Origin of the sequence: Panacagrimonas perspica, assembly GCF_004364935.1 — a bacterium.
Taxonomy (GTDB): Bacteria; Pseudomonadota; Gammaproteobacteria; order Nevskiales; family Nevskiaceae; genus Panacagrimonas; species Panacagrimonas perspica.
In genome coordinates this window covers 191,339-205,273 of record NZ_SOBT01000008.1, presented here as the reverse complement: position 1 = coordinate 205,273, position 13,935 = coordinate 191,339, and the positions used below count along the sequence as shown (strand labels likewise).

The 13,935-nt window shown below is 67.2% G+C and carries 13 protein-coding genes and 1 other RNA gene; 7 read left to right on the top strand and 7 right to left on the bottom strand.

Annotation, left to right across the window (positions count from 1 at the left end):
• Positions 1 to 17 precede the first annotated feature (17 nt).
• The 3 genes from ssrS (at position 18) to DFR24_RS01020 (ending at position 1,322) form a co-directional block, all read left to right on the top strand.
• Positions 18 to 202, top strand: a non-coding RNA gene (ssrS, locus tag DFR24_RS01030) — 6S RNA.
• On the top strand, positions 203 to 799 hold the full coding sequence (locus tag DFR24_RS01025; RefSeq protein ID WP_133879497.1) for a 5-formyltetrahydrofolate cyclo-ligase: 597 nt from the start codon (positions 203 to 205) through the stop codon (positions 797 to 799).
• 55 nt (positions 800 to 854) lie between these two features.
• Positions 855 to 1,322, top strand: coding sequence for an EVE domain-containing protein (locus tag DFR24_RS01020; protein ID WP_133879496.1), 468 nt, complete (start codon positions 855 to 857; stop codon positions 1,320 to 1,322).
• Between the two features lie 78 nt (positions 1,323 to 1,400).
• Here the strand turns inward: DFR24_RS01020 and ilvA are convergent, their stop codons facing one another.
• The gene (ilvA, locus tag DFR24_RS01015) at positions 1,401 to 2,939 is read right to left on the bottom strand and encodes a threonine ammonia-lyase, biosynthetic (protein WP_133881409.1); all 1,539 of its coding nucleotides are present in this window, start codon (positions 2,937 to 2,939) and stop codon (positions 1,401 to 1,403) included.
• 142 nt (positions 2,940 to 3,081) lie between these two features.
• Between ilvA and proC the strand changes: the two genes are divergently transcribed.
• Genes proC through metW form a run of 4 tightly spaced genes read left to right on the top strand, consistent with a single transcriptional unit; the run spans position 3,082 to position 6,308 of the window.
• Positions 3,082 to 3,900 carry a pyrroline-5-carboxylate reductase gene (proC, locus tag DFR24_RS01010; RefSeq protein WP_133879495.1) on the top strand — a complete coding sequence of 273 codons (819 nt, stop codon included), beginning with the start codon at positions 3,082 to 3,084 and terminating at the stop codon, positions 3,898 to 3,900.
• A gap of 46 nt (positions 3,901 to 3,946) precedes the next feature.
• Positions 3,947 to 4,519, top strand: a complete 573-nt coding sequence (locus DFR24_RS01005) for a YggT family protein (protein WP_133879494.1) — start codon at positions 3,947 to 3,949, stop codon at positions 4,517 to 4,519.
• The gene (metX, locus tag DFR24_RS01000) at positions 4,519 to 5,685 is read left to right on the top strand and encodes a homoserine O-succinyltransferase MetX (RefSeq protein ID WP_133879493.1); all 1,167 of its coding nucleotides are present in this window, start codon (positions 4,519 to 4,521) and stop codon (positions 5,683 to 5,685) included. Before DFR24_RS01005 ends, metX begins: the two co-directional genes overlap by 1 nt.
• Entirely contained in the window at positions 5,682 to 6,308 is a 627-nt protein-coding gene (gene metW / locus DFR24_RS00995; protein WP_133879492.1) for a methionine biosynthesis protein MetW, read from the top strand. The genes metX and metW overlap by 4 nt, the downstream gene beginning before the upstream one ends.
• 61 nt (positions 6,309 to 6,369) lie before the next feature.
• On the opposite strand, the gene DFR24_RS00990 is transcribed toward metW, so the two are convergent.
• The 6 genes from DFR24_RS00990 to DFR24_RS00965 form a co-directional block, all read right to left on the bottom strand.
• Positions 6,370 to 7,473, bottom strand: a complete 1,104-nt coding sequence (locus tag DFR24_RS00990; RefSeq protein WP_133879491.1) for a diguanylate cyclase domain-containing protein — start codon at positions 7,471 to 7,473, stop codon at positions 6,370 to 6,372.
• A gap of 22 nt (positions 7,474 to 7,495) precedes the next feature.
• Positions 7,496 to 8,038: a chemotaxis protein CheB gene (locus DFR24_RS00985; RefSeq protein WP_133879490.1), complete on the bottom strand. Its 543-nt coding sequence runs from the start codon at positions 8,036 to 8,038 to the stop codon at positions 7,496 to 7,498.
• 10 nt (positions 8,039 to 8,048) lie between these two features.
• On the bottom strand, positions 8,049 to 8,891 hold the full coding sequence (locus tag DFR24_RS00980; RefSeq protein ID WP_133879489.1) for a CheR family methyltransferase: 843 nt from the start codon (positions 8,889 to 8,891) through the stop codon (positions 8,049 to 8,051).
• Positions 8,892 to 9,082: 191 nt separating this feature from the next.
• Complete coding sequence (locus DFR24_RS00975; protein WP_133879488.1) at positions 9,083 to 12,637, bottom strand: response regulator; 3,555 nt, start codon at positions 12,635 to 12,637, stop codon at positions 9,083 to 9,085.
• Complete coding sequence (locus DFR24_RS00970) at positions 12,634 to 13,074, bottom strand: tellurite resistance TerB family protein (protein ID WP_133879487.1); 441 nt, start codon at positions 13,072 to 13,074, stop codon at positions 12,634 to 12,636. The genes DFR24_RS00975 and DFR24_RS00970 overlap by 4 nt, the downstream gene beginning before the upstream one ends.
• Before the next feature lie 59 nt (positions 13,075 to 13,133).
• Complete coding sequence (locus DFR24_RS00965) at positions 13,134 to 13,853, bottom strand: hypothetical protein (protein WP_133879486.1); 720 nt, start codon at positions 13,851 to 13,853, stop codon at positions 13,134 to 13,136.
• Positions 13,854 to 13,935: the final 82 nt, after the last annotated feature.

Here is a 13,935-nt window from a genome sequence, read left to right as displayed (position 1 = left end):
GGTGCTATTCTTGGGTCGTGCCTCTCGTAGCGCCCAAGCGTGCTCCAAGCCCCTTGAGCCTATTTTCACCACCAGGGAGCCTTACCCGTTTCTGGCGTGCAGGCCCGCGATGTCGGCGGGAAGCCCGATGATCTGGCGCGGCACCCACTTGAGACCTTTGTCTCAAGGACCCGGGCAAGCTGACGGCGCCGCGGGGGGCACCTTGAATTCAGCGGTATCCGTTGCGCTGGAAAAAGCGCAACGGCGGCGCGAACTCCGCGCCGCACGCGCGACGATCACATCGGCAGCCGCGCATCAGCACGCAATCCGTGCGGCGCGAAACCTGATGCGGCTGCCCTCGCTTCGGCGCGCGCGCCACGTCGCGGTGTATCTCGCCGCAGGCTCCGAACTCGACACCAACGTGCTGATTCGCGCGCTGCATCGCGCAGGCAAGTGCGTCCTGGTTCCTGCCATCGCACCGGGACCGGATACGGCGATGCGCATGATCCCGCTCGATCCGCACGCGCCGCTGCGGCGACGCCGTCATGGCATCCGGGAGCCCGCGCGACGTCGCCGCGTCGCGCGATCGCGCATCGATGTCCTGGTGCTGCCGCTGCGTGGCTTCGACGGCTCCGGCACGCGCCTGGGCAGCGGCGCCGGCTACTACGATCGCTGGCTCGCACGACAGCGTCCGCGGCCGTTCTGCGTGGGCTTCGCCTACGCCTTGCAGGAAGTGGATGCGCTCCCGCGCGAACCCTGGGATCAGCCGCTGGATGCGGTCTGCACGGAACGCGGATTGCGCTACTTTTCGCGGCGATAATCATCTGGCGGCGATAATCGTCGTCACGCACACGAATCCCGCCGCAGGAGCCGCCATGGCCTACTGGTTGATGAAGTCAGAACCCGACTGTTTCTCGATCGACGACCTCGCGTCGAAGAAGACGGCGCCGTGGGACGGCGTGCGCAACTACCAGGTGCGCAACATGTTCCGCGACGACATGCAGCCCGGAGATCTCGCCTTCTTCTACCACTCGAGCTGCCCTCAGCCGGGTGTCGTCGGCCTGATGGAGATCGTCTCGCGCGCCTACCCCGATCCCACCCAGTTCGAACCCAAGCACGAGCACTACGATGCGCGCTCCAAGCGCGAGGAACCGCGCTGGCTGCTCGTGGACGTGAAGTTCAAGTCCAAGTTCGAGCGCCCGGTGCTGCTCGACGAGCTGCGCAAGCACGAAGCGAAGTTCACGGGCCTGCGCATTCTCGAGCGCGGCACGCGGCTGTCGGTGACGCCGGTGTCGGCGCCGCACTGGAAGGCCATTCTGAAGCTGGCAGGCGAGAAGGCCTGAGTCCCGTAGCCCGGGCGAAGCCCGGGGATTTTCCGGTTCGATCAAGTGGCATCCCGGACTTCGTCCGGGCTACGGGGCTTACTCCGCGCCGAGGAACAGCTCGTACGCGGGATTGCCGGTCTCTTCCCAATACGGATAACCCAGCGCGTCCAGCGAACGCTTGAGTTCCGCGCGCTCCCGGGCCGGCACCTGCAGTCCGCACAGCACGCGCCCGTAGGCCGCGCCGTGATTGCGGTAGTGGAACAGCGAGATGTTCCAGCGCCCGCCCACTGCGTTGAGAAAATCCACCAGTGCGCCCGGACGTTCGGGAAACTCGAAGCGATAGACGCGCTCATCGGCCAGCCCCGGCACGCGGCCGCCGACCATGAAGCGCACGTGCATCTTGGCCATCTCGTTGCCGGACATGTCGACGACGGCAAAGCCGTGGTCGCGCAGGTTGTTCACGATGCTTTCGCGTTCGGCATGCCCGTCTGCGAGCTTGATGCCGGCGAACACGTGCGCCGCGGCTTCCGAGGAATAGCGGTAGTTGAACTCGGTGATGACGCGACGGCCGAGCTGACGCAGGAACTTGCGAAAGCTGCCGGGCTGCTCCGGGATCGTGACCGCCAGCAGGCCTTCGGCCTCGTCGCCCAGTTCGGCACGCTCCGCGATATGGCGCAGGCGATCGAAATTGACATTGGCGCCGGACACGATCGCGCACAGCGTCTTGCCGCTGACGCCGTTTTCGATGACCCACTTCTTGGCGCCGGCCACCGCCAGCGCACCCGCAGGCTCAGGCACCGCGCGCTGCTCGTGGAAGACATCGCGGATCGCGGCGCAGATCTCGTCGATCGACACCCGCATCCAGCCGTCGACCAGTTGCTGGCACACGCGGAAGGTCTCCTTGCCCGCCTGCTTGACGGCCACGCCGTCGGCGAACAGCCCGACCTGCGGCAGCTTCACGCGGCGGCCCGCGTCGAGCGCGGCCGCCATGCAGTCGGAGTCTTCCGGTTCGACCGAGATCACCTTCGTGCGCGGACTCGCGTGCTTGATCCAGGCCGCGATGCCGGCCAGCAGGCCGCCACCGCCGGTGCAGACGAAGATGGCGTCGAGCTGCGGGATGTCGAGGTCGTCGAGCTGCTCGAGGATCTCCCGCGCCACCGTGCCCTGCCCGGCGATGACGTCGGCGTCGTCGTAGGGGTGGATCAGCGTCATGCCGCGCTCCGCTGCGAGCTGCGAGGCATGCGCCTGCGCATCGTCGTAGGCATCGCCGTGCAGGATCGCCTTGCCACCAAGTGCGCGCACCGCGTCGACCTTGATGCTCGGCGTGGTCCGCGGCATCACGATCCAGGCCGGGATGCCCAGCGTCTTGCCGGCCAGCGCCACGCCCTGGGCGTGATTGCCCGCCGAGGCGCAGATCACGCCGCGCGCCTGCGCATCGGGCGTGAGCCCGGCGATCTTGTTGAAGGCGCCGCGCAGCTTGAACGAGTGCACCGGCTGCAGGTCTTCGCGCTTGAGCAGCAGGCGATTGCCCAGGCGCGCCGACATCTTCGGCGCGGCCAGCAGCGGCGTGACGTCGGCGACCTCGTAGACGCGCCCGGCCGCTTCCTCGATGCGGCGCGCGTATCGCGCGACCAGGGTCGAGGGCGCGGACGAGCCGCGGCGAACGGGTTTGCGAGGCTTGGCTTTCACGAGGGACTTCGAGCCGGTTTCAGGGACTTGCGGGGGCCGTATGATAGCGGCCCTCCCACTCGGCCCTGTCCTGGAACCCTGCACGTCCATGTCCGACGTCATTGCCTTCATCGGTGGCGGCAATATGGCCACGAGCCTGATCGGCGGCCTGATCGCCGCCGGCCACGCACCCGGTTCGCTGCACGTGGCCGAGCCCGACGCGACGCGCGCGCAGGCCCTGCGCGACCGCCTCGGCGTGCGCGTGGCGCCCTCGGCGGCCGAGATCGTGACCGGAGCCGGCACCCTGGTGCTCGCGGTCAAGCCGCAGCAGATGGGCGAAGCCCTGCGCGGGCTGAAGCCCGATGCGGGCGCCTGCGTGGTGTCCATCGCGGCGGGCATTCGCCTGGATTTCCTGCGCGCCGCGCTCGGACCCACGCTGCACTACGTGCGCAGCATGCCGAACACGCCGGCGCTGTACGGCTGCGGCATCAGCGGCCTGTATGCCGAGCCCGGCACGCCCGAGTCAGCGCGCCAGCGCGCCGAGACCGTCCTGCGCGCCGCCGGCCAGACCGTCTGGCTGAATCACGAGGCGGAGCTCGATGCGGTGACCGCCGTGTCGGGGTCCGGTCCCGCGTATTTCTTCCTGCTGGTCGAGGCGATGCGCGAAGCCGGCGTCGCCCTGGGCCTGGCGCCGGCGACGGCCGCCCAGCTCGCCGCGCGCACCTGCATCGGCGCAGCGCGCATGATCGAGGCCGGCACCACCGATGTGGCCGAGCTGCGCGTCCAGGTGACCTCGAAGGGCGGCACCACGCAGGCCGCGCTCGAGCATCTGGAAAGCGCCGGCCTGCGCCCCATGTTCCGGGAAGCCCTCGCGGCGGCTGCGCGCCGCTCGAAGGAACTGGGCGACCAACTCGGCAGCGCCCAGTAGTCCGCCCGATCCGAATCCAACGCCGCACCAACCCGCACTCGACCAGATGGGCGCCAACGCCAGCAACGCACTGAACTACCTGGTTTCGACCCTGCTCAACCTGTACCTGTGCGCGGTGATCCTGCGCATCGTGCTCGGCTGGGTGCGCGCCGACTTCTACAACCCGGTCTCGCAGCTCGTGTGGAAGATCACGCAGCCGGTGCTCGGGCCGTTCCAGAAGGCGATCCCCCGCTGGCGCCGGCTCGATACCGCCGCAACCGCCTACCTGCTCGTGCTCGCGGTGATCTACATCTACATCGTGGCGTGGATGTTCGGCATCGGTGTATCGACGTTCGCGGTGCCGCTGTTCGCGGTGCTCAAGATCGTGGTGCTGGCCGCCAACCTCTACACCGTGGCGCTGACGTTCCAGGCGATCCTGTCGTGGTTCGGACCGGGCGTGAACAATCCGGCCTCGAACATCCTGTGGAGCATGAACGAGCCGATCCTGCGCCCGATCCGTCGGCTGGTTCCGTCCATTGCAGGTCTCGACCTGTCGCCGCTGCTCGCCATCATCCTGATGCAGGTGGTCGTGATGCTGGTGCCGCTGCCGATCTTCTTCCGCGCCGGAATTCTCGGCTGATGAGTGACTCGTCGCCGCCGGGTGTCCTGCCGGCCGACTCCGTCGGCGTGGTCGAGGCGCGCCGCATCGCCATCGAGCAGCCGCTCAAGCTCGACTGCGGGCGCACGTTGCCGCGCTTCGATCTGGTCGTCGAAACCTATGGCCGTCTGAACGCCGACGCTTCGAACGCGATCCTGGTCTGTCACGCGCTGTCGGGCGATCACCACGCCGCCGGCGTGAATTCCGCCGACGACCGCAAGCCGGGCTGGTGGGACAACTGCATCGGCCCGGGCAAGCCGATCGACACGCGCCGCTTCTTCGTCGTCAGCCTGAACAACCTCGGCGGCTGTCGCGGCTCCACTGGCCCCAACACGTTCAACCCGGAAACCGGGCGCCTCTGGGGACCGGACTTCCCGCTGCTGACGGTGCGCGACTGGGTGCGCTCGCAGGCCATGCTCGCCGACGCGCTCGGCATCCGCGTGTGGGCGGCCGCGATCGGCGGCTCGCTGGGCGGCATGCAGGTGATGCAGTGGGCCATCGATCTGCCCGATCGCATCCGCCACGCCTGCGTCATCGCCGCGGCGCCCAAGCTGTCCGCGCAGAACATCGCGTTCAACGAGATCGCGCGCCAGGCGATCCTGTCCGATCCCGAATTCCACGGCGGCCGCTTCTACGAGCACAACGTCGTGCCTTCGCGCGGCCTGAAGCTCGCACGCATGCTCGGCCACATCACGTATCTGTCCGACGCCGCGATGCGCCGCCGCTTCGGCTCTGAACTCAAGCTCGCGGCGCCCTCGTTCAACTTCGACGTCGAGTTCGAGGTCGAGAGCTATCTGCGCCACCAGGGTTCGGCGTTCGTCGATCGTTTCGATGCGAACACGTACCTGATCATGACCAAGGCGCTGGACTACTTCGATCCGTCGCGCGACTACGGCGACTCGCTGGTCACGGCGTTGCGCCAGGCGCGTGCGCGATTCCTGGTGATCGCGTTCTCCAGCGACTGGCGCTTCTCGCCGGCGCGTTCGCGCGAGATCGTGAAGAGCCTGGTCGAGGCCGATCGCGACGTCAGCTACGCGCTGATCGAATCGCAGCTGGGCCACGACGACTTCCTGATGCCGATTCCGGCCTACCACGACGTGCTGGGCCGTTACCTCGCCCGCGTCGCCGACGAGCAGGTCAGCGCATGACGCCGCCCTCTCCGCTCGTCGACGGCTCGCTGCGACCCGACCTCGCGGTCATCAGCGAGTGGATCGAACCCGGCAGCCGCATCCTCGACCTCGGATGCGGCGACGGCACTCTGCTCGACCACCTGGCCCGCACGCGTCAGGTTCGCGGCTACGGCCTGGAGATCGACCCGGACAAGCTCAGTGCCTGCGTGGCGCGCGGCGTCAACGCGATCCAGGCCGACGTCGACGACGGGCTCAAGGACTTCGCGACGGATTCGTTCGATTACGTGGTCCTGACGCAGACCTTGCAGGCCCTGGTGCGACCGGACCTGGCGCTGACCGAGATCCTGCGCGTGGGCCGTCGTGCCATCGTGACGTTCCCCAATTTCGGCCACTGGCGCGTGCGCACGCAGTTGCTGATGGGGCACATGCCGCTGACCAAGTCGCTACCCGATCAGTGGTACGACACGCCCAACATTCACCTGTGCACGGTCCAGGATTTCGAAGCGCTCTGTACCGCGCGCCGCTGGACCTGCGTGCGCCGCAGCCTGCTCGACCGCGCGCTGCGTCAGGGCAAGCGCATCACGGCGTGGCCGAATCTGTTCGCCGAGGTGGCGCTGTACATGCTCGAGGACGACACCTAGTCCCCACCGTGGCCCGGCGCTTTTCGCGTCCGGTCGAAGCGGGATCCCGGCTTCGCCCGCGCTACGGCGAACCCTGGACCTGGCCTTCCGTCGTCCCGGGACGCGCCGCCACCACCACCCGGTTCTTGCCCGCACGCTTTGCCGCGTACATCGCCTCGTCGGCGACCCGGATCAATTCCTCGAGGCGCTCGTCGTGATTCTGGCGGGAAGCAGGCTCGCTGGCGTAGTCGGGAAACAGCGCGATGCCGATGCTCGCGCCGACTTGCACTTCCGGGTTCCCGGCTTCCGCGAGCTCCAGCTTGAACGGCTGGCGGAGAATCTCGCAGAGCTTTTCGCCGATGCGCTGCGCCTCGCCGTCCGGCGCGCCATCCATGATGATCGCGAACTCGTCGCCCCCGATGCGGGCGCAGGTGTCGGAACGCCGCACGCCCTGCTGGAGACGCTGCGCGATCTGCCTGAGCGTCAGATCGCCCGCGAAATGTCCGTAGCGATCGTTGATGGGCTTGAAGCCATCCAGATCCAGGTACAGCAGCGCGAAGCGATCCTGGCGGCGGTCCGAACGAGAGACCGCTTGCGACAAGCGGTCCATGAACAGCAGCCGATTCGGCAGTCCCGTCAGCGCATCGTGCCCCGCCTGATGCCGCGCGAGTTCTTCCAGGCGCTTGCGCTCCGCGACTTCGCGTTCGAGTTCGGCGTTGCGCTGCCCGAGCACGTCGAGCAGGTCGCGCATCATGCGCTTGCCGTTGTAGAGGTCGAGAAACACGCGCACCTTCGACAGCAGCACCACGTCGTTCACCGGCTTGGCGATGTAGTCGACCGCGCCGTGCTTGTAGCCCTTGAGACGATTCAGGTCGTCGCCGTACGCGGCCGTCACGAAGATGATGGGCGTCTCGCGCGTACGCGTTTCTTCCGACAGCAACGCCGCGACTTCGAAACCGTCGATGTCCGGCATCTGCACGTCCAGCAGGATCAGCGCGAACTCGTGATCGAGGCAGGCGGCCAGCGCATCGTTGCCGGACTTGGCCTCCACCAGTTGGGCACCGGAGTTGCGCAGCAGGCGACGCATCGCCACGAGGTTGGCCGCGGTGTCGTCGACGACCAGAATTTTCGGCAGATCGGCCAGGTCGGGGGCGCTTGCTGCAGGAGGGGCTTCGGTATTCGACATGACGTAGGAAACGTTGAGCGGCCTAGCCGCACAGTTGGTTGAGCAGCGGGCCGATGGCGGCGAGCCTCAGCACATGATCCGCCCCGGCCAGCCGCAACGCGGCTTCGGGCATCTCTCGCATTTCGGCCTCGTCCGGGAGCTGAACGATCCCGAGGCCTTTCCTGCTGCGGATGGCCAGCATGCCGGCGGCGCCGTCGTCGTTGGCCCCGGTCAGCACCACGCCGATCAGTGCGCTGCGCCACACGTCTGCGGCCGACTCGAACAGGACGTCGGCCGAAGGTCGCACATGGCACACCTTGTCGTCCACGCTCAATGCAGCGCGCGGACCGGCCTCGACCAGCAGGTGATAACCCGGCGGCGCGAGATACGCGCAGCCGCCGACGATGGGCTGACGCGGCTCGGCCTCGATCACCGGAATGACGCTGGCCGCCGCAAACAATTCGCACAGTGCGTGGCCGTTTTCGGACGCCGTATGCTGCACGATCAGGACGGGAGCGCGCAGGCGCGCATCCAGCGCGCCCAGCACGATCCGCAACGCATCGATGCCGCCGCTGGAGGCCGCCATGACGATGGCGTCATATCGTCCGGCGCGCACGGATCCCCCGCCGGTAGATCGCGGTTTCTTCGCTCAGCCGCTCGAAATCGTCCGCCATCGCCGAGTACGCCAGTGATTCGCGATTGCCCAGGCACAGGAAGCCGCCGTGGACGAGGCTGTCCCGGAACAGGCCCAGCGCGCGCTCCTGCAGGTCATCGCCGAAATAGATCAGCACGTTTCGGCAGACGATGAGCTGCATCTCGCCGAACACGCCGTCGCTGACCAGATTGTGTCGCGCGAACGTGACGCGCTTGCGCAGTGACTCGTCGAGCTTGATCCGGTTGTAGCGCGCGACGTACCAGTCCGACAGCGAGCCCGTGCCGCCGGCGCGCAGATAGTTGTCGGAGTACGCGCGCGCCTCGTGCAGCGGATAGATCCCTTCTTCGGCGCGCGCCAATGCCTCTTCGCTGAAGTCGGTCGCGAAGATGTGCGCGCGCTCGTACAGGCCGCACTCGCGCAGCACGATGGCGAGCGAGTAGACCTCTTCGCCGTGCGCACAGCCGGCCTGCCAGATGTTGATCTGCGGCCAGGTCGCCAGCACCGGCATCACGTCCTCGCGCAGCGCGCGGAACACCGATGGATCGCGGAACATCTCCGACACGGGAACCGACAGCCGGCCAATGACGGTGCGCACGAAACCGTCTTCATGCAGCAGGCGTTCGGTGAGACGACTGACCGTCGGCGCCTGGACCGCGGCCTGCAGCGCCAGCACACGGCGCTTGAACGAGGCCGGGGCGTAGCCGGTGAAGTCGTAGCCATGCCGCAGCATCAATGCGCGCCGGAACAGATCGATCTCGATGTCGTGACGGTCGGAGGTGTGCATCAGGCTTGCACCGCGGACCGCAGGCGATTCCGACTTTTTTCTTTCGCCGCGGATTTCACGGAAAAACACGGATAACAGCTGAATGCGTTTCTTGTCCTCTGTCCGTGCTCATCCGTGAAATCCGTGGCAGCCGAATAACGCCGCGAGAAAACAGCGCTCCCGAGTGTCGATGGTGCCGAATTCCGCATTCGTCACGCCCAGACCCGCAGCAGCGACACGAGCTGGTCGATGTCGATGGGCTTGGCGCAGTAGTCGTTCGCGCCCGCCTCGATGCATTTCTCGCGATCACCCTTCATCGCCTTGGCGGTGACCGCGATGATAGGCAGGCGCTGCCATTGGGCCGCACTGCGGATGCGGCGGATCGTCTCGTAGCCGTCCATGCCCGGCATCATGATGTCCATCAGCACGATGTCGATATCGCTGCGGGCTTCGAGCTGCGCCAGCGCCTTGTGCCCGTCCTGTGCCATCACGACGTTCAGGCCGCGCATCCGCAGCGTCTTGGACAACGCGAAGACATTGCGCATGTCGTCGTCCACGACGAGCACGGTTTTTCCCGTGAGATCCGCGCCCGGCGTCCGCGGCTCGGGCGCCGCAGGCGGCTTTCCCGGCCGCTCGATGGCGTGCAGGAACAGATGAACCTCGTCGATCAGGCGCTCCGGCGAGCGGGCGCCGTGAATGACGATGCTGCCGGTGTACTCGCGCAGGCGCAGGCTTTCGTCCGGCGTCAGCTCGCGCCGCGAATAGATCACCACCGGCGGCAGGGTCGCCCTGTCCGAGGCCTGCGCCAGGAACTCGAAGTTCGGCATGTCGGCGAGATCGGGATCCACGATCAGGCCGTCGAAGTTTTCGGCCTGCAGATGTGCGAGGCCGTCGGCCGCCGAGCCCGCTTCGACGATGCTGGCATTCTCGGCCGATAGCAGCGCAACGATATCCGCGCGCGACGCCGGGTCGTGGTCGACCAGCAGCAGCCGACGACGGCGCGGCGCGTTGCCGGCGCCGACGCGTTCCAGCGCCTGTACCACCGCTTCACGATCGACCGGCTTGCGCAGGAAGCCCACGGCGCCCAGCTCCTTTCCCCGGTCGGAGTCGTCGCCACCCGACACGACATGCACCGGTACCCCGGCGGTGAACGGATTGGCCTTCAGGCGCTCCAGCACCTCCCATCCGCTGATGTCCGGCAAACCGATGTCGAGCAGGACGCCGAACAGCTTTCGCTTGCGCGCAAGCGCCAGCGCGTCGCGCCCGGTGTGGGCCGTCACCACGTCCAGGCCGCGGCGCGTGGCGATGTCCGCCAGGACCTTGGCGAACGCGCGGTCGTCCTCGACGATCAGCAGCGCGGGCGTACCCGTCGGCGGTTCTCCGGGTTCGGGCTCGGCGATCAGCGAGGGCGCAGCACCGGTGTCGACACCCGGCGGGCCGGCCGTCGTCGTCGCGGTCTGACTCTGCGGCGAGCGCTCGGGCAGCACGATAGTGAACGTCGATCCCTTGCCTTCCTCGCTGCGCACCTTGACCTGACCGCCGAGCAAGGTCGTCATGCCGCTGACGATCGACAGTCCCAGCCCGGTGCCGCCGTAGCGCCGGCTGGTGCTGCTGTCGGCCTGTTCGAAGGCCTGGAACACGCGATCCAGCTTGCCTGCGGGAATGCCGATGCCGGTATCGCGAACGCTCAGTGCGACGGCCGGAACGGCGCCGAGCTGCGCCTTCTCGGCCAGCAGTTCGATCTCGCCCTCGTGCGTGAACTTGAACGCATTGGAGAGCAGGTTCGAGAGAATCTGCGCGAGGCGCGCGCCATCGGTTTCCAGTTCCCGCGTCGCGTCGGGTTCGATGCGCACCGTGAATTTCAGGCCGCGCTCGCCGGCGAGCGGGCGGAAGCGTTGCAGCAATGCATTCAGGCTGGTGCTCACGTTCACCGTTTCGAGCGCAACGCCCATCTTGCCTGCCTCGACCTTCGACAGGTCGAGAATGTCGTTGATCAGGCTCAGCAGGCTGCGGCCGCTGTCGTGCATGATCCGCGCGGACTCGACCTGCTCGGCGTCGAGATTGCCGTCACTGTTGTCGGCCAGCATCTTCGACAGGATCAGCATCGAGTTGAGCGGCGTGCGCAGCTCATGCGACATGTTCGCGAGGAACTCGCTCTTGTAGTGGCTGGCCTGTTCCAGATCGCTGGCCTTGCGCTCGAGATCGATACGCGCGGCCTCGAGTTCGTCCTGGCGCATGCGCAGCGCGCCGGTCTTCTCTTCGAGCGCCGAGTTGGTGATGAGTAGCTCCTCTGCCTGGGCGCGCAGTTCTTCTTCGGACGCGCGTAGCCGGCGTCCCTGCTCCTCGAGCTGTTCGCCGCGCCCTCGCAGCGCCTCGTTGGCGCTGCGCAGTTCCTCGCCCTGCGCGCGCAGCGACTCCTGCTGCGATTGCAGTTCGTCGGTCATCCCCCGACTTTCTTCCAGCAGCTCGCTCGTGCGCACGCTGCGCGATACCGAATGCCAGGCCAGCGCGGATGTCACGATCACCTGCTCCAGCAGTTCACGCTGCGCCGTCGTCATCGGCTTGAGCATGCCGATCTCGACGACGCCGACCGTTTCACCGCGCGCGGTCAGCGGTGCGAACAGCACGCTGGCCGGGGCCGCGGCGCCCAGCCCGGAGACGATCTGCAGATATCCGGCCGGCACCGGCATCATCTCGATGATGCGGCGCTCGACCATGGACTGGCCGATCATGCCCTCGCCCAGACGGAACCGACGGCGTGTCACCGAGGCGTCGGGAAGACCGAAGCCGGCGCACCATTCGAGCACCGCCGACTGCTCGTTCCATCGGTAGGCCAGGCCGTATCCGCCTTCGAGCACGCCGCACAGGCGATTGATCAAGGTATCGCTGAACGTCGCGTCGCTGTCGCAGTGCTGCAATGCGCCCAGCACCCGCGCGGCCTGTTCGCGCACCCAGTCGGCGCGACGTTGCTCGGCGCTCGAATCGCGCAGACGCTCGAATGCCCGGGCCAGCGTCCCCACCTCGTCGCGCCGCTCGAGGTAAGGAACGTCCACCGATTCGCCGGTGATCAGGCGTGGAACCAGGTCCGCCAGCCGCGACAGCGGAGTGCCAAGGACACGATTGACCAGGGCCACGGCGTACGCGCCGGTGAACCAGCCGGCCAGCATCAGCCCCACGATCAGGCTGAGCAACAGGCTCTCGACCCGCTCCATCGTTCCGGAACGCGACACCAGCAGACGGCGTTCCTCGCGGATCATCTCTTCGCACAGTCGCTTGATCGCGTCGATGCGCCGCTGTCCGCCGCCACCGATCGTGGCTTCGACGGCGAGGTGATGCGTAGCCGGATTTTCCGTGTAGGCGATGTCGCGCGCGGCGACATCGGTCTGCCATTCGCCCATCAGCGCGAGCACGCGCGAATAGCGCTCGTACTGCGCCGGGTTGTCGCGAACCAGGACACCCAGCCGCTGCGAGATGTTCTCGAATTCGACGACCCCATAACGATAGGGCTCGAGGAAGCGCCGGTCGCTGGTGATGATGTAGCCGCGCAGGCCCGCTTGCTGCTCCACCGCCTCGCCCCGCATCGCTTCGATCTGTTCGATGACGTTGTGCGTGTGATCGGTCCATCGGCGCGCCTCGCGCATCTGCGTCAGCGCAGCGAGGACCGCGGCCGTACCCAGACTGAGCACCGCGAGCTGCACGCCGAAGACGGCGCCGAGCTTGCCTCGGACCGCCAGCGATTCGAACCAGCCAGGTTTTTCCTGGCTCAAGCGGACCCGCCGTCGATCACGGCGAGCTTGGCCCGAAGGTAGTCGGCGTGCGGGATGTACAGCAGGTCGGCGAGCTTTCGCAGCAGGCCTTCCTCCTGCGGATCGATGCGACCGTCCGCGACGGCCACGCGCCAGAGCCACGCCATGAGTTCGCTCTTTTCGTCCGGCGAGAGTTCGGCGTTGAGCCGCGAGACCGGACCGTGAAACGACACCGCCTCCCGCGCCGAGACGGTGGCGTCGCCCACCAGCTTGTCCAGCGCTTGATCGGTCAGCCCGAACTGATCGCGCAAGGCCCGGCGGACCGCCTCGAGCTCGGCGGGCTGATTCTCGAAATCGGCACGCGCGCACTCCAGCAACAGCACCGCGACGGCTACGTCGCGCGGCGGATGCGCCTCCGTCCCGGTCGCATCAAGTCGAGACAGCCAGCGCTTCCACATCGATCAGGTCCTGGGCCGGCAACCGGCAACTCCGTTGAAGAGACGTTACGACGCCGGACTCAGAACGCGAATCCGACACGCAGGTTGAAGACGTCGCGATCGCCGATACGTTCGTACTCGGGCGTGATGCCGAACAGCGCGGACAGGCGCAGGCCGAGGAAGAACCGCGTGTCGTCGACATCCTCGTCGTCCAGCCCGAACTGCGGATCGACCTCGAACTTGCTCCACACGTGGCCGACGCCGGCGTACGGCGTCAACGGGCCGATGCCCTTGGAGATCGACATGTCGATTCCGTACGAGTCGTTGTCGATGTCGTCGATGCCGCTGAGCTTCGAGTAGCTGCCGCGCAGGCCGATGGCAGGGGTGGCCACGCCGCCGTCGAGCAGCGCGTAGCGGATCTCGGCACCGAACAACCTGGCGTCCGCGCCGGGCACCCAGGCGTAGCTCGCACCCACGTCGATGCCGAACGGCAGACCCTTCTGGGCGACCAGGCCCACCATGCCGATCTCGTCGATGTCCTCGCCGGTGAGTCGCTGCCAGGCGCGCGGATCATCGGTCTCGACGTACGACGCATAGACGCCCAGACCAAACCCGGTTACGCCGTAAGGCTCCGCCGGAGTCAGCGATTTGGAATTCAGGATTGCCGCGACATCCTTGACGACCGTCTTGAAGTCCTGCTGCGTCGCACCCGGCTGGATCTCGAAGTCGAAATCGACCGCCTCGGCAGTCGGCGACAGCAGGAGCAGCGAGGCAACGGCAAGAACGGGAAGTTGGCGCATGTCGGCTCCGGGTTCGGGTTGCCGCCAGTATAGGGATGAGGCGCCACGATGCACCCCGCGCGGACATGCGGGGGGACGATGT